The organism is Hyphomicrobiales bacterium (genome assembly GCA_039989895.1).
GTDB lineage: Bacteria > Pseudomonadota > Alphaproteobacteria > Rhizobiales > JACESI01 > JACESI01.
Genome location: JBDXGY010000006.1, coordinates 269,256 through 285,555 on the forward strand (window position 1 = coordinate 269,256; position 16,300 = coordinate 285,555).

16 protein-coding genes are annotated in these 16,300 nt (G+C 47.9%); 7 read left to right on the forward strand and 9 right to left on the reverse strand.

Annotation, left to right across the window (positions count from 1 at the left end; translation table 11 throughout):
• Nucleotides 1-2 precede the first annotated feature (2 nt).
• On the reverse strand, nt 3-701 hold the full coding sequence (locus ABJ081_07875; GenBank protein MEP6356585.1) for a B12-binding domain-containing protein: 699 nt from the start codon (nt 699-701) through the stop codon (nt 3-5).
• Between the two features lie 242 nt (nt 702-943).
• On the opposite strand from ABJ081_07875, the gene ABJ081_07880 reads away from it, so the two are divergent.
• Nucleotides 944-2,596, forward strand: coding sequence for a trimethylamine methyltransferase family protein (locus ABJ081_07880; protein MEP6356586.1), 1,653 nt, complete (start codon nt 944-946; stop codon nt 2,594-2,596).
• Here ABJ081_07880 and bmt read toward each other — a convergent pair whose 3' ends face one another.
• Entirely contained in the window at nt 2,597-3,607 is a 1,011-nt protein-coding gene (bmt, locus tag ABJ081_07885; protein MEP6356587.1) for a betaine--homocysteine S-methyltransferase, read from the reverse strand.
• Nucleotides 3,608-3,773: 166 nt separating this feature from the next.
• Between bmt and cysG the strand changes: the two genes are divergently transcribed.
• From cysG to ABJ081_07910, 5 genes are all read left to right on the forward strand, one after another.
• Nucleotides 3,774-5,261, forward strand: a complete 1,488-nt coding sequence (gene cysG, locus ABJ081_07890; protein ID MEP6356588.1) for a siroheme synthase CysG — start codon at nt 3,774-3,776, stop codon at nt 5,259-5,261.
• A gap of 11 nt (nt 5,262-5,272) precedes the next feature.
• Nucleotides 5,273-6,538, forward strand: coding sequence for a glycerate kinase (locus tag ABJ081_07895; GenBank protein ID MEP6356589.1), 1,266 nt, complete (start codon nt 5,273-5,275; stop codon nt 6,536-6,538).
• A 156-nt stretch (nt 6,539-6,694) separates the two neighbouring features.
• A complete protein-coding gene (locus ABJ081_07900; protein MEP6356590.1) occupies nt 6,695-7,135 on the forward strand; it encodes a VOC family protein in 441 nt (146 codons plus the stop codon).
• 15 nt (nt 7,136-7,150) lie between these two features.
• Nucleotides 7,151-7,891, forward strand: coding sequence for a sulfotransferase domain-containing protein (locus ABJ081_07905; GenBank protein MEP6356591.1), 741 nt, complete (start codon nt 7,151-7,153; stop codon nt 7,889-7,891).
• A gap of 203 nt (nt 7,892-8,094) precedes the next feature.
• Nucleotides 8,095-8,637 carry a hypothetical protein gene (locus ABJ081_07910; GenBank protein MEP6356592.1) on the forward strand — a complete coding sequence of 181 codons (543 nt, stop codon included), beginning with the start codon at nt 8,095-8,097 and terminating at the stop codon, nt 8,635-8,637.
• A gap of 30 nt (nt 8,638-8,667) precedes the next feature.
• Here the strand turns inward: ABJ081_07910 and sbmA are convergent, their stop codons facing one another.
• The 3 genes from sbmA to ABJ081_07925 form a co-directional block, all read right to left on the reverse strand.
• Nucleotides 8,668-9,924 carry a peptide antibiotic transporter SbmA gene (gene sbmA / locus ABJ081_07915; GenBank protein MEP6356593.1) on the reverse strand — a complete coding sequence of 419 codons (1,257 nt, stop codon included), beginning with the start codon at nt 9,922-9,924 and terminating at the stop codon, nt 8,668-8,670.
• Between the two features lie 157 nt (nt 9,925-10,081).
• Entirely contained in the window at nt 10,082-10,633 is a 552-nt protein-coding gene (locus tag ABJ081_07920; protein ID MEP6356594.1) for a cytochrome b, read from the reverse strand.
• Nucleotides 10,634-10,768: 135 nt separating this feature from the next.
• Nucleotides 10,769-11,896, reverse strand: a complete 1,128-nt coding sequence (locus ABJ081_07925) for a GTP cyclohydrolase II (protein MEP6356595.1) — start codon at nt 11,894-11,896, stop codon at nt 10,769-10,771.
• A 290-nt stretch (nt 11,897-12,186) separates the two neighbouring features.
• Here ABJ081_07925 and ABJ081_07930 point away from each other — a divergent pair, with 290 nt between their 5' ends.
• Nucleotides 12,187-12,912, forward strand: coding sequence for a RibD family protein (locus ABJ081_07930; protein MEP6356596.1), 726 nt, complete (start codon nt 12,187-12,189; stop codon nt 12,910-12,912).
• Between the two features lie 18 nt (nt 12,913-12,930).
• On the opposite strand, the gene ABJ081_07935 is transcribed toward ABJ081_07930, so the two are convergent.
• Genes ABJ081_07935 through ABJ081_07950 form a run of 4 tightly spaced genes read right to left on the reverse strand, consistent with a single transcriptional unit; the run spans nt 12,931 to nt 16,266 of the window.
• The gene (locus ABJ081_07935) at nt 12,931-13,728 is read right to left on the reverse strand and encodes a class I SAM-dependent methyltransferase (GenBank protein ID MEP6356597.1); all 798 of its coding nucleotides are present in this window, start codon (nt 13,726-13,728) and stop codon (nt 12,931-12,933) included.
• Nucleotides 13,725-14,771 carry a glycosyltransferase family 4 protein gene (locus ABJ081_07940; GenBank protein ID MEP6356598.1) on the reverse strand — a complete coding sequence of 349 codons (1,047 nt, stop codon included), beginning with the start codon at nt 14,769-14,771 and terminating at the stop codon, nt 13,725-13,727. The genes ABJ081_07935 and ABJ081_07940 overlap by 4 nt, the downstream gene beginning before the upstream one ends.
• 35 nt (nt 14,772-14,806) lie before the next feature.
• On the reverse strand, nt 14,807-15,205 hold the full coding sequence (locus tag ABJ081_07945; protein MEP6356599.1) for a 6-carboxytetrahydropterin synthase: 399 nt from the start codon (nt 15,203-15,205) through the stop codon (nt 14,807-14,809).
• Between the two features lie 2 nt (nt 15,206-15,207).
• Nucleotides 15,208-16,266, reverse strand: a complete 1,059-nt coding sequence (locus ABJ081_07950) for a zinc-binding alcohol dehydrogenase (GenBank protein MEP6356600.1) — start codon at nt 16,264-16,266, stop codon at nt 15,208-15,210.
• Nucleotides 16,267-16,300: the final 34 nt, after the last annotated feature.

Genomic DNA, 16,300 nt, shown 5'->3' on the forward strand with positions numbered 1-16,300 from the left:
TTTCAAGAGGCCTTAGAGTTGTGTCGCCTTGCGATCAGTTCCTTTGCCGTTTCAACAGCAACCGCGGCATCACGGCAATAAGCATCAGCACCAACGGCTGCACCAAATTCTTCGTTTAACGGTGCGCCGCCAACAAGCACGATAAATTTGTCTCGCAAGCCTTTTTCTTTCAACTGATCAATCACAACCTTCATATAAGGCATGGTGGTGGTCAAAAGCGCTGACATACCGAGAATATCGGGCTTGTGCTTATCGAGAGCTTCAAGAAACTCATCAACATCTGTGTTGATGCCCAAATCATACACATCAAAGCCTGCGCCTTCCATCATCATGCCGACAAGATTTTTGCCGATGTCATGAATGTCACCTTTAACAGTACCGGTAACCATGACGCCTAATTTTGGCGCACCTGTTTCGACCAAGAGAGGACGCAAAATAAACATGCCTGCTTTCATGGCGTTTGCTGCAAGCAGCACTTCGGGCACAAACAAAATGCCGTCACGAAAGTCATTGCCGACAATCCGCATGCCCTCAACCAGAGATTTGGTCAAAACATCATAAGGTGTCCATCCGCGTTCCAGCAGGATATTTGTGCCTTCTTCAATCTCTTCTTTCAGACCATCATAAAGGTCATCCATCATCTGCAAGACGAGGTCATCGTCAGAGAGTTCGGACAGAATGATTTCATCTTCATCAGACATCAACAAATTCCTTATTGGTCACTAGACCTTGTGGCGAATTCAGCTTTGCCTATACATTTCTTTCAAAATTCGCAAGCAAAACCATTCCAGACCCGCATATATAGATTAAGCTTTCTTAGAAATAATAGCTGCGCAGGCGGTTTTAATAATGCGTGAAAACAGCCGATTATGAGAAAAAGAGTGGCGAGGTCTTACAAAATGGCAAGAGTGCCGATATGAGGAGATAAAGAACAGGCGACACCATGGTTGATATTGAGGAAAACAATACCTCGCGCAATAAACGTAGCGGAGGTAGAGATACAAGACGCGCCGCGCGTGAAGCCGCGCGCTTGGTCAAAAATCCTTACATCCAACGCAAAATCTCACCCTATGAAGTTTTGGATGAAGAGGGGCTCACTCTCATTGAGAACAACGCAGATACTCTGCTTGAAGAAATTGGCATTGAGTTTCATGGTGACGCCGAGGTGCTTGATATGTGGCGCAAGGCTGGCGCTAAAGTGGAGGGTGAGCGGGTTCGTTTTCCAAAAGGCCTTCTGCGTGAGCTGATAAAAACAGCACCGCAAGAATTTACCCAGCACGCGAGAAACCCTGCACGCTCAGTGCAAATTGGCGGCAATAATACCGTGTTCGCTCCGGTTTACGGCCCGCCCTTTGTGCGCACATTAGAAGGCGAACGACGCCATGCTTCTATTGAAGATTTTCGAAATTTTGTAAAACTCGCCTATCTCACCCCCGCTATGCATCATTCAGGTGGCGTGGTGTGCGAGCCAGCAGATATTCCAGTCAACAAGCGCCATCTTGATATGATCTATAGTCATATCCGTTATTCTGATATGCCGTTTATGGGAGCAGTCAGCACACCTCAGCGGGCGCAAGACAGTCTTGATATGGCTAAGCTTGTGTTTGGTGCGGGCTTTGTTGATCAAAATTGTGTTTTGATCAGTCTTATCAATGCCAGTTCGCCAATGACATACGACAAAACCGCGCTAGGTGCGGCAAAAATCTATGCCCGCAATAATCAAGCGTGCATCATTTCGCCGTTCATTTTGATGGGCGCTATGTCACCGATCACGACGGCTGCAACATTGGCGCAAATTCTAGCCGAAGCCATGGCAGGTATTGCCTTCACCCAGCTATGTCGACCGGGCGCGCCTGTTGTCTTTGGCTCCTTTGCAAGTTCCATTTCCATGCAGTCTGGCGTTCCCATCTTTGGTACGCCAGAATCCACCATGACGCTTTATGGTGCTTCTCAGTTGGCTCGCCGTCTTGGGGTTCCGTTCCGTTCAGGTGGTTCACTCAGCGGTTCTAAAGTGGTTGATGCTCAAGCGGCATATGAGAGTGCGCAAACCCTTACACCGACATTATTAGCGGGTACAAATTTTGTGCTCCATGCGGCAGGGTGGTTGGAAGGTGGACTTGTTTCTTCATTTGAAAAGTTTGTCATGGATTGCGATCAGCTTGGCATGATGCAGGCGATGGCGGGTGGTATTGATGTGAGCGAAAACGGGCAGGGGCTAGAGGCTCTGCGTGATGTTAGCCCAGGGAGGCATCATCTAGGTTCAGATCACACGAAGGCCAATTTTGAAACAGCATTTTGCCGCTCCAATGTTGCAGATAATAATCCCTATGAGCAATGGCTCACGGACGGTGAATGCCGCAGCGAAGAACGAGCGCGCGTGATTTGCCAAAAAATGCTGGATGACTATCAAGCGCCCGTGTTGGATCAGTCAATCGATGAGGCCTTGCAGGACTTCATGGAGCGCAAAAAACGTTCAATGCCAGATGATTTATCAACCAAGGGAGGCCATGCCACCACTCAAATTCCAATGAGTGATGGAGTGAAGCTCCACTATGAGGTGGTGCGCAAAGCTTTTCGGCTTTTTGATGAAGGCTGACTAAGCCCGCCGCCGTCCGCGACGTTCGCGCTTGGGTGCATTAGCACCTTCGCCGCGTGAAGGGGAGACGAGAGGGCCAATTTTTTCAACTATTGCTTCAAGCGTCGGGCGCGAAGAAGCTTCATAGTTATCAATGGCACCACGCATGGCTTTGATATGTTCTGGCGCTGTGCCACAGCAACCGCCGATAATGCGCACACCAGCATCCGCCGCCATCGCCACATAATGAGCCATAAGCTCGGGCGTACCCGTGTATACCGTCGCAGCACCCTTGACCACAGGGATGCCGCAGTTTGCTTTCGCAACAACAATGGCTTCGGGATCAGCATCTGTCATCGACATAACAGAAACAAGAAGGTCAGAAGCACCAACACCACAATTGGCTCCAAAGGCAAGCGGTTTGCCGGGAAGGGCTGCTGCGAGTTCATTGAGCGCTGCCGGTGCAAGCCCCATCATGGTTTTGCCCGCCGTGTCAAAACTTGCGGTAAAGGCATAAGGAATACCCACTTCAACAGCGGCTTCTGCGGCGGCTTGAATTTCATCGGCCGCTGACATGGTTTCAATCCATACCAGATCTGCGCCACCGTCTTTTAATCCGCGCATTTGCTCTACAAAGGCAGCGCGCGCACCTTCAAACGTCATTTCGCCAAGCGGTACAAAAAGTTCGCCAGTCGGACCAACTGACCCAGCAACAACAACGGGCCGATCAACGCTTTCTGCAACACGGCAGGCAATTTCCGCTCCTGCTTTGTTGATTGCATAAGTTTCTTTTTCTGCTTTGTGCAGTTTCAACCGCGGTGCATTCGCGCCAAATGTATTGGTCAAAATGATATCTGAACCAGCATCGACAAACATTTGATGCAGCGCTTCAGGCTTTTGTGGCTCGCTCACATTCCATATATCAGGTGGAAAACCAGGCTCTAGACCCATTTCCATGAAATTCGTACCCGTCGCGCCGTCGGCGAGAAGAATTTGTTTTTCATTCAAAAGGTCGGGCAAAGATGTCCGCATGGTTGTATTCCGTTCTATTATCGCGCAATTAAGACATAAGGATATAAGAAAACCTTTATATGTCAATTTCATCTTATACCACAAGATTTCCTATTCATAGAAAAAGAATCCTTGGCTATAGACAAAAAATCGTGTGATCTGCACTTACAAGATCAGAACAAGAATAATGAATGACATCATGGATGAAGCTATCAATCATACGGAAAGCCCGATTATAAGGGACCCGAACAGGATGGAAGAATTAGCGGTATTGCCAGTTTTTCTAAAACTGCGCGGTCGTCGGGTTTTGCTTGCTGGTGGAACAGAGGCAGCGGCATGGAAGGCCGAGCTTTTGGCCGCCAGTGGTGCGCATGTTGATATCGTGGCTGAAGAGCTTTCTCATGAAATGGAAAACCTTCTCGCGCGCGGTGCTGCCGACGGAACATTGGTGCATCAAAAACGCCCATGGTCGATCAATGATTTTGATCTTGCCGCAGCAGCCCTTGCTGATATTGAACTAGATGCTGAAGCCCATGCCTTTTATTGTGCAGCCAAAGTCGCAAAAGTGCCGGTCAATGTCATTGATAATCCCAAGTATTGCGAGTTTCAATTTGGAACCATTGTTAATCGCTCGCCTGTTGTGGTTGGTATTTCAACCGACGGCGCCGCTCCTATATTAGCGCAAGCGATCAGACGTAAAATTGAATCGCTCTTACCAGCGTCTCTCGCACTAGCAGGTGCGCTTGCAAAAAATTTTAGAAACCAACTCAAGCAGATTGTGCCCGATGCATCGCAACGGCGGAATTTTTGGGAAAAATTTGTAGAACGTGCGTTTCGTTCTGAACCGGTGAGCGATGAGGTGCTTTTAGCCCTTGCCAATCAAACAGCAGCAGAGGTGAATGAGCGTGGAACAGGCTTTGTTTCTCTGGTTGGTTCTGGGCCGGGCGATGTTGATTTGATGACAATCAAGGCCGTGCGCGTGTTGCAGGGTGCTGATGTGATTATGTTTGATGACTTGTCGTCGCCAGCTATCCTTGAGCTGGCACGGCGTGAGGCGGAGCGCATTTATGTTGGCAAGCGCGGCGGGCGAAAGTCATGTTCTCAAGTTGAGATCAACAAGATGATGGTCGATCTCGCCTTGGAAGGAAAACGGGTTGTGCGCCTTAAAGGTGGAGATCCAATGGTGTTTGGCCGTGCAGGAGAGGAAATCAGCGATCTGCTTGATGCGCGCGTGCCCTTTGAGGTTGTGCCTGGCATCACGGCAGCCTCAGGTGCTGCTGCGAGCATTGGCGTGTCTTTGACCCACCGCGATCATGCTCAGTCTGTGCGCTTTGTGACCGGCCATTCAAAAAGTGGAAAAGTGCCGGAAAATCTCCATTGGGCGGGCATGGCATCGGGTGATACGACGTTGATTTTCTATATGGCAAGCCGGACAGGGCATGAAGTTTCAAGCAATCTGATTAAACACGGAATGGTGAGTGATACGCCAGTTGTGATTGTGGCGAATGTCAGCCGCGACGATCAGCGCGCATGGAAAGGGACGCTCGAAAATCTGACTGAGGGCATCGAGGAAATTTCACAAGGTGACCCCATCGTCATCTGTGTTGGCACGGTGTTCTCGCTCTATGCGGAAGATCGCGCTTTACCGTTCCAATTGCCACAAGCCGCCCAATAGGACGAAAATTTATGCCAGAGTTTAATCCGCGCCTTTTTCTTGCAGATTTATTCCATGCAGCGGTTGATGCGGCTGATCCGGCAAAAATGCTGAAAAATTTTCTGCCACAAAAACCCAAAGGCCGTTTGGTTGTGGTCGGTGCAGGTAAGGCATCAGCTCATATGGCGCAAGCGCTTGAAGCGGCTTATGAGGGAGCACTGGAAGGCCTTGTTGTTACACGTCATGGCTCAGCAGTACCATGCGAGAGCATTGAGATTATTGAAAGCGCGCACCCTGTGCCCGATGAGGGAAGCTTTGCGGCTGCGCGCAGGATGATAAATCTTGTCGAAGACTTGGGGGCAGATGACACGGTCTTAGCTCTTATATCGGGTGGTGGCTCATCGCTTTTGTCTTTGCCGCCTGATGCGGTCACTCCAGAAGATAAACAAGCCGTCAATACGGAGCTTTTGCGTTGTGGTGCGAGCATCCATGAGATGAACTGTGTGCGCAAACATGTCTCAGCCATCAAGGGTGGCCGCTTGGCGGGTGCTGCCCATCCGGCCAAAGTCGTGACGCTCGTTATTTCAGATATTCCCGGTGATGATCCAGCCCTTGTTGCAAGCGGGCCAACTGTGCCCAGCCACGCCACGCGTGCTGATGCGCTGGATATTATCAAGCGTTACGAGATGACCTTGCCTGAAAATGTCATGGCGTGGATGGCGAGTGATGCCTGCGAAGCGCCGCGCCCAGACGATGCAGCTTTTGCCAATGATGAAGTACATGTCATTGCGGCCGCCCAACTATCGCTTGAGGCGGCAGCAAGGGTGGCGAGAGAGGGTGGCTGGAAAGCGCATATATTAAGTGATGCGATAGAAGGTGAGGCGGCTGATGTGGGGCAGGTGCTCGCAGCGCTGGCACGTCAAACGGCGCTGCGTAATCAACCTTTTGAACGGCCCTGCATCCTCTTGTCTGGTGGTGAGACAACCGTGACTGTGCGCCACAAAGGAAAGGGCGGGCGCAACACCGAACTTCTTTTGTCGGCAGCCTTCGGACTTGAAGGTTTGTCGAATGTTCATGCGTTTGCCGCCGATACCGATGGCATTGATGGCTCAGAAAATAATGCGGGCGCTTTCATTGATGGCAATACAATCATAGACCTTCAGGCGAAAGGCCTAAAGCCCCTTGATTATCTCAACGGTAATGATGCCTATAGCGCCTTTGAAGCGATTGACGCGCTTTTTGTCACCGGACCGACAAGCACGAATGTCAATGATTTCAGAGCTTTTCTCATTCTTTAAAATGAAAATGCACCACCATCGAAGCAGCATATTTTTACGTTTGGGTATCGAGGTTTACGGTTAATTGGCCTAGATATATAATTGAAAACGGCTACGATTAATTTGAATGAATAGTCTTTCATGTGATGTGAACAATAAAGGATGAGCGCGATGGGTATTCAATATCTCCACACGATGGTGCGGGTTAAAGACATTGAGGAATCAAAGAAGTTTTATTGCGATCTTTTGGGGCTGGAAGAGGTGCGCCGCAAAGATAGCGAAAAGGGCCGCTTCACGCTGGTCTTTTTGGCCGCGAAAGATGATGTGGCACGGTTTGAAGAGGAGGCCGCGCCCGCTTTAGAGTTGACCCATAACTGGGATCCAGAAGACTATGACAGCGGTCGCAATTTTGGTCATCTGGCCTATCGTGTCGATAATATTTATGAGACCTGCCAGCACATCATGGACAATGGCACCACGATCAATCGCCCACCGCGCGATGGCTATATGGCCTTTGTTGTCTCACCCGATGGCGTGTCGGTCGAACTTTTACAACGCGGCGAGCCGCTACCAGCACAAGAGCCATGGGCTAGTATGGAGAACACCGGTAGCTGGTGACAGGATAATTATTTTATGCTGAATTTTTGGAATAGAGTAAATAAATCAGTCGCGCATAAGTCTTATATTGGCACATTTCACAAGACGGGTACTGTTTTATTCGGAAGAATTCTTAGACGTGCTGAGAAAAGTAACTTGCTCGTGCCTTGGTATATGCATAAGGCATCTAAACCAAAAAAGTGGACGATAGGGTTTGATTACACTTCCATAAAACTTATGGAGTTAATGAAAGATAATCAAACAAATTCAAAGTATGTCATATGCATTCGCGACCCGCGTGATGTTATCGTAAGTGGAGCTTATTATCATACTAAATCCAATGAAAAATGGCTTCATATACCTCAGAAAAGATTTAACGGTCTCACCTATCAAGAGAAAATAAATAGCTATATGAATATGAGCGATAAATTTTTATTTGAAATGGATTACAATGCAGCCTTGACGATTGACGATATGCTTAAAGTGCCTCAGAACAAAGAAAATGTTTATATTACAAAACTCGAAAATCTGGTTCAGGATTACAATCTGCGAGAATACACAAAAGTTTATACAGCACTTGGATTTTCCGGCGATTTGATAGCCCAATTATTGCTAGTCTCCTTTAATAATTCTCTTTTTTCAGGTAATGTAAAAATAGAAGGCCATGTCCGTAGTGGTAAGCCTAAACAATATATTTCTGAGTTCTCAGACACGGTTTTGAAAAGATATTATGAGATCTACGGCGACTCAGCCTTAAAGCTTGGATATGATGCTTAATTTAGAACCAGACAACTGTCCGCATCATTTACTCGCCAGGAGCCCCGCTGAAGTTTTATGTACGCATTTTAACAACTCGCCCTTAAACCAAAACACCTGAATCGAGTTCGCCGAAATAGTTCCAATTTAAACAGTTTTGGTTGATCACAAATCAGGAAGGCACTAACCTAATGCTGTCGACCCTCCTTCGAAAAGGACACACAATGCGACTTGTACTATTTGCGACCACGCTGCTTGCAGCCACGGGTATTGCCAAGGCTGACGCTCCACAGGTTCCTTCACAAGCACCATATATCGCTCTTAGCGAAAACCACGATGAACCCAACGGATATGGTTTTTGCTTCGATACATATGGCCCCGGACAGTCGGATTTGTTGCAGACCCATTCTTGCAAACCAGCCAGCGAGGGCAAGCCACGCAATTATGCAGGCAATGATACGCGTTTCGAGTACAACGCGAGCACTTTACAGGTCGAGTCCTATCCATTCGAAGGCTTTTGTATGCAGGCTTTAATAGCCACTGGAAAATCGGAATTTGCCCTGCTGGAATGCAGCGATCATCCGCGTCAGAAATTCATCTACAATGACGCAGATCAAACCCTGAGACTGGATGAGGATCAGGATAGCTGCGTGGCAGTTTCATCAAAAACAATTCCAGCCGGTCCATGGGTGAAACGACCGCTCACATTGCAACCATGCGATGAAGTTGAAGCATCGCTGAAGCAGTGGACTATTGCCGCTGAATGATGAACGCCATAACCCACGTTCCGGCGATGATCATTCCTTGCCTTGCGGCATAAGCGACATAGCATGGTTGGTCGGTTCTGCGGTGATGTGTTCTTCAAAAGCGCTTAGGCGTTTGTGGATGGACATCAGCTCCACGATTGTTGGCCATGAGTTGACCAAGAACTGGAACGCATTTTCAACCTGATTGAAGGCATTGCCGATTTGGCGGAAGACGCCGAAGGTTATCGCACCCGTTACAATTGCTGGTCCAAGCGCAAAATAGGGGAAGAAGACCGAGCCTTGCAGATAGGCATAACGCGCCACATTGAAATAGAGATAGTGGAAGAAATAGCGGAAGTAGAAATTCTTCAAATTACCAAACAGGCTTGCAGAAGTGGCGCGGTCGGCGCGGTCTTCATTGTCTTCGCCGTAAACAAGTTCTTTGCGGTAGGCGGCTTCCACTTTCTGGTTTTCAAATTCCAAACCCGGCAGCTTGAAGCCGACAGCGGCTAGAACGACTGTGCCTAAAATGGCGGAGAAAATGGCGAGAAACACCAAGCCTCCGTCAACCGCGCCAAACAGCGGATATTCGGTGATTTGTTGCGACAGGGTCCACAAAACGGGGATGAAGGCAATCAGTGTCATGATCGAGCGAACAAAGCTGACGCCCAATGATTCCATGATGCGAGAGAAAAGGCGAGTGTCTTCTTGAACACGCTGGGACGCGCCCTCAATATGGCGGACATGTTCCCAGTTTTCCATGTAGAAATTATTCAACGCCGTGCGCCAGCGAAACAAATAATGCGAGGTAAAATAATCAACCATCACAAGGAAAATAATGAACGGCACCAACACATAAGCAAGCGTTGACATCTCAAGATAATAATCGCTCAAAGGCACCGTATTGGGGTTGGTGACTGAGCGCTGAACGAGGTCATAAAAGCTACCATACCAGTCGTTGATGAAGAGGCTCAACTGCACATTGAAATAGGTAGCAACCATCAAGAATGCTGAGCCGACGACAGACCACCAATACCAGATATTGCGGTTGAAAAACGCCCAAAAAACGCAAAACAGCGCCGCAAACATGATAATGTACTGATAGGTCCACACACGTGTTGCATTGAAGAAAGCTACTTTTACGCCAGGCTCAGGTGTCTCAGGCGCGCGATCCAGAAACAGATCGGCTACATTGAGGGCATTCATCAAACTATCGCCGATGGCAAACCAGACAATAAAAGCAACGACAGTCCATAAAACAGCCGACAGAAAAAACAGTTTTGGTGTCGGGAAGAAAGAACGAAGCAATGGAGTTTCCTTTCAAGGAGCAGTCATCGTGTAATGTGCCGTATTTTGGCAAATCTTAATGGCAGAGACTAGCGGGAGCGCGCAGAAGGTAAAGAGCTGAATGCGCGAAAACGCCACTATTCCTACACTATCTAGTGATTTTGGGTGGCGGTCACACTCACGTTCGAAGCATACGTAGCAAAACACCGTCTTTTTTGATGAACTGGTGCATCAAGGCCGCGCCAATGTGAACGACAATGAGGGCGGTAATAAAAAATCCGATATAGCCGTGAATGGCCAATAGCTGATCGCCTAATGCGCGGTTTTTTTCAACCAGCGTTGGTAAATCAAAAAGCCCGAAAAACGGAATATTCTTAACGCCCCACGCATTTGTTGCATACCATCCCAAAAGCGGATGTATGATAAGCGCTGCATAAAGCAAAAAATGCACAAGACCGGCGATTTTTTGCTGACCAGCAGGTATCGAGGAAGGTAAGGGCGAGGGCGGAGTCGAGGTGAATTTGATAATGATACGCAGCACTACGAGAATAAGCAGAACAAAGCCCATGCCACGATGATAATCATAGAGCTGACCGCGTAGAGGAGGGAATTTTCCATCCCACGGTCCGTTCACCATCATGAGGCCAGCAATAATCATCGTGATAATGATAAATGCCATGAGCCAGTGGATGGCACGTGCTGCGCGAGAATAACCGCGTGTTTCACTCATGTCTCTTAATCTCCGCTAATTGATAAACCGGTATCATTCATAGAAGAGTATTGAAGACTGACGCATCAACGTCAAGCAGAGCTATCCAGAGAGTGAACAAGCGTGAAGACGGCAAGTAAAGCTGAAAGAGATGGCTTATTTGTATTTCAGCATATGACCTGAGCGTTTTGCCTTGGTGCGCAGATAATGACTGTTATATTCATTCATTGGCGCTTGATGCGAAATCCGGTCGATAACATCAAGATTGTGTTTTTCCAAGGCGCTTACTTTATTCGGATTATTGGTGAGAATAGAAACGGCCTTCCACCCAAGAGTCCGCACCATGCTAGCGGCAACGGCATAATCGCGCATGTCGTCTGCAAAACCTAGAGTGCGGTTTGCATCAACGGTATCGAGAGATTGATCTTGCAGATCGTAGGCGCGAATTTTATTGGCAAGGCCAATGCCTCGGCCTTCTTGATCTAGGTATAAAACAGCACCACCACCCAGCTCATCCAGTTTTTCAATGGCAAGTCGCAATTGGTCTCCGCAATCACAGCGCTCTGAGCCAAAAATATCACCTGTTGCACAGGCCGAATGGATGCGGATCGGCAGTTCTTTTGTAATGTCGGGTTTGCCGACAACCAGTGCGATTTCATTTTCGCCGGTCGCATATTCGAAAACAACCATACGGGTATTGATACCGCCACGTACTGGAATGGGGGCTTCGCTTTTGCGGCGCAAACTTCTTACCTTGGCGGCATCATAATTAGCGATTGATTGATTGCTGATGACCAAAACACCTCGATTGATCAACATCTGAGCATTGGTGACATTTGAATAGAAAAGGCAGGCTGGCAGATGCTTGGTTTTGGCTAAAAGTTCAAGAGCCGGCTTGGCATCCACTTGTTCATGTATTGGGCGACGGCTTATTTTTGCCGGATGGCTTGCGGCAATCGAATAAAGACTGCTGGCTGTGTCGCTGGATGAAAGTGCCATTGAAATTGGTGAGGTTTTATAAAACCCAAGTGCGCCCCCACGTTCAGAGCTCAAAATCAAGAGTGGGCTACGGCCCAGTTGCTCGTTCACAAAAGAAGCAAACGTTTTATCATTGATGCCGTCGACACCAAGACACATGTGATGATTGCCATTATCTTCTAGTAAAAATGGCTCACCCAGCCGTATGGCCGTAATGGCATTTTGAACACTGAAAAGAGTTTCATGGTCACTCTTTGAATTGTTTTGAGATACAGAAAGAAGAGATGTCTTAACGTTGTCAGTCATGTAGTTTAACAGTCCATTTTTCAGTTGTTTGTAATTCAAGTAGCTAAGGCTGTCGATAAGAAAAAAAGCTTAATTTTTTAAACGTCTGATATAGAGTTAACGGTTGACTGATTGCTTGCTAAGCTTGGAGAGTTATAGACAATGAATCAAGACCATTTTATGGTGTAATTTATTTTAGGAACTTAAATTTAAATGTCTGAATGCAACATGAATAATGTGATGACGGAAATTCACAACAATGTTATCTGTGAAGTCAGAGTGCGTGACGTTTTCCTGCGGGCTAGGCATTCATGAGAATCAAGCCACCTTTTCAAGATCAAGGCATTAAATTGTTAGATGGTGATCCACTTTTGCCGATGAGAGTAATGTCAAAATTTGTCGTCGGTCAGCTTGGGCAATCGTTAGATGGCCGTATCGCAACACGCTCAGGTGATTCTAAATATATTAATCATAAACAGGGGCTTAAGCACCTTCATCGGCTGCGTTCTATCGTTGATGCCGTTGTGGTTGGTGTGGGTACAGTCAACGATGATGATCCGCTTTTAAGCGTGCGTTTGTGCGAAGGTAAGAGCCCGGTACGGGTGATAATCGATCCGCGAGGGCGTGTTTTTAAATCAGCTCAATTATTTCATGATGATGGTTCAAAGGTCATCATCTTGACCGACAAAAACCTCACTCATCCTATGGCAGATCACGCAGATATTGTGGGCTTGGAGCTTCACGATAACAAGTTGTGTCCCTTTGAAATGATCACCGCTCTAGAGGCGCTCGGTTATAGCAAATTATTGATTGAAGGCGGCAACAGAACGCTTTCAACTTTTGTCGATAAAGGATGTTTGGACAGGCTACATCTCATAGTCGCACCACTGTTGATTGGCAGCGGTTATCCAGGGCTTAATCTAGCGACGGTTTCTAAATTGGATGCAGCTAAAAAACCGGATGTCAGTCTTTATCATCTCGGACATGATGTGCTTTTTGATTGTGATTTGCGCGCAGGTGATGAAAGCGTCGATTAGGCGCTCACTCAGCGCTGATTAAGGCAGAGCCAGAAAATCTATATGGCCAACAAAAACGCTGGCACCTGTCGTGTCAGCCTCTTCGATCAAGCTCAGGCGTTTAGCAAACCAGTCATCAAAATCAGTCTTTAAATCCGGCCGAATTTCACTTGCCGCACCGCGCCACCCATCGAGTAACATTTTTTGAAAGGCTGCATGATCCGGCCCTGCTTGCCAGTCGGATAGCCCATGAGTTATTTCATAACCCGCTTTTTCAAAGCATGCCATGGCAGTATGAGCCGCATCGGGGCCAAGCGCGGGGCCTAGTCCTTTATCTGTTTTTTGGTGTGTGTTGAAAGCAGCAAGGATAATCTCATCATCGGTCAATGGCGGCAGTGCGCCCGCGCGCCCGTCATAATTTAAGGCTGCATAAAAGGGCAGCTGCCTTTCAACAACCGCATCAACAAAACCGGATATCCAGTCTTCAGAGACAAGATCCAAAAAGGCTGATGTGGTGATGAGGTCTGTGGGCTGCGAAAAAATTGCATCTAACGATAGGGACAAATCGGCGTGGCTCGTGATGACATCGGCGCCTGCGGCTTCTTTTTGGGCGATATCGAGAAGGGCTGGGTCATTATCGACCAGATGCCAAGCAATAGCGCTCTCAAGCGTGGGCGTCAAAGCGCGGATGGTGGAACCTGTACCGCTGCCGATATCGGTTAGTCGTATCGTTTTTTTGCCCTCAAAAAGCATATTGAGCGCATTAATGACGTCATCGTTGCGCGCCGCATGATCAATTGGTTCGCGAAGGGCCAGCCATTCGGCGGAAAAACTCATTGCAGCCTCCGCAATAAAGAATGGAATTCTTCCGCTGATTTTTCCCATGTGGGGAAATCAGCTTCTGCTTTAAGGGCGCCCATGTGTTTCTGTCGCCTTAAATCATCATCACTCAGGATTATACGCAATGCGTCAGTAAGGGTGTCAATATCATCGGGTGTCACCAAGAGGCCTGTGCTTTCAGGAACAGTATCGGGTATCGCGCCAGCGGTTGTTGCGATCACAGGCAGACCGCGCACAATCGCCTCGGCATAAGCCATGCCATAGCCCTCATAACGTGAGGCGAGGGCAAAGAGATCTGCGCTATGATAAAGCTTATCAAGGGCCTGTGCATCCACACCGTCGTGAAAGTTGACCCTGTCAGAAATCCCACCCTCTTGAGTGATCTTTTGTAAGTCGTCGAAAGTCTCAGGGCTTAAATGTTGAAGCCCAACAATATCGAGCGTCCATGATAAATCGTGAAGTGTGCTAAGAGCGCGCAACAGCACATCATGGCCTTTGCGCTCAGTAATTGAACCAACGCTCAAAAGACGCAAAGGTCTTTGGGTTCTAAAGGGAATAGGCGCACCACGTTCCACGCCGGGCATGATAGCCGAAATATTATTGACCGGATAGTTGAAGAGTTGATGCACTGTTTTACTCGTGGCGGGGCTTGTTGTCACAACAGCCTTCGCGAAGCCAAGACCTTCTCGCTCCAGCTTTTCCAACGCCATTGATTGTGCTTCCGTTTGCCCGTTTTCCAGCGCCAACGGATGATGGATAAGCGCAACAACGGGCATTTGCTTGGCGCAGCGCTGCATCAGGCTTGGCGCACAACCACCGGCAAGGCCATCGATCACGCAAATATCGGCATCTTGCACCTTATCAATAATAGAAAGCGCCGTTTGAATGTCTGCCTCATTGGCAAAAGGATAGTCACCCGGCAGACTGATAAGGTCGACGCCCACGCCAAGCTTGCGCCATTCGTCAATAATCGCGCGGTCATATCGATAGCCCCCTGTGGGTGTATCAATATCGCCTGGAATGATGAAACGGATATGCATGAGGTTGCCTTATTGGCTCGATCTTGGCTTGGCGACTATATCGCCCCTTCATACCAAGCAAGCGCCACGTGGCTTTCAGAAATTGTAACACGGATGGCATCAATCTCGTCACCATCACGGCCTAGTTTTCCCTCGCGGGCAGCTTCGGCCAGATGATCAAAAACATGTTTGGTCAAAAATTCGGTCGTTGTATTTTGACCTTTAAATTCAGTCACTTCATCGAGGTTTTTGTAATTGATCGGCTCAAGAACAGCTTTCAGCGCATCATGGGCCGCACCGATATCGATGACGACATTATTTTCATCCAGCGTCTCTGAGATAAAACAGGCATCAACAACAAATGTAGCGCCATGCATGGCTTGGGCTGGGCCAAAAAATTCGCCCTTGAAAGAATGGGCAATCATAATGTGGTCGCGAACTTCTACTGCGTGCACGGCTAATCTCCAGATGGGTTGCTAGTAAGATTGGTTGTATAATCCACGACCTGACAAAGCGTGTTGCTGTTTGGGCCGAGAATGCGGTTTAAATGATCTGGCAGTGCTTTAAAGGCAATTTCCGTTTCTAGCAATGCATCAAGCGCAGGATCGTTGAGTAAATTTAAAGCCTCTGCCATGCGTTGCGCATAGCTTGTGGTCGCTCTGCGCGATGGGCTGATATGACCAACTTGGCTTGAGATGATTGACAGCCTTTGCGAATGGAAAGCACCGCCAAGCTGTAGCGGTATTTGTTTATCACCATACCAACTCATCTCGATAATGCGGGCCTCAAAAGCAGCAAGATCAAGCGCTGTTTGCAGTCCGGTACCACTAGCACTGGTGTGGAAAATAACATTATTATTTTGGGGTGCATCTTGAGGTAAGAAGAAAGTAAGTCCTAGAGATTCAGCAACAGCGCGTTTGCTCTCATCAATATCAATAATGGCAACATTTGTTTGCGCTACTTTGTTCGCCAGATAAGCAGTGAGAAGACCGACAACACCCGCCCCGATAACGCTCACTGTGTCATCAGCCGTCACATCGCTATCCCATAAGGCGTTCAGTGCAGTTTCCATATTGGCAGCCAAAACCGCGCGTTGCGGTGGTATGGTGTCAGGTACTTTGTTGGCGTAAGTGGCATTAATGAGTGCATGGCTTTGGTGAGGATGGAGGGCGAAAACTATGTTGCCCTGCACAAGGTGATTGACATCTTTACCTGTCTCGATCACCTCACCAACCAGTGCATACCCATAAGATACAGGAAAAGAAAACTTACCGACTTGATGAGGACAACGCATTCTTTCCCATTCATTTTTGGGTACTCTTCCAGCAAAAACTAGGCTTTCTGTCCCTCTACTGATTCCTGATTTAAGTGTTTGTAATATAATATCATTATTACCAAGTGGCGGCATAGATGCTGGTTCTATTGCAGCGACCATTGGGCCAGTGTATACAAGTGCATGCGCCAGCTCCTTAGCTTGCACGCTGCTCTCGTTTTTGTGATCTATTTGTTCAGCCACAATTCAGTTTCAATCAGTTAATAGGTTTCTTGAC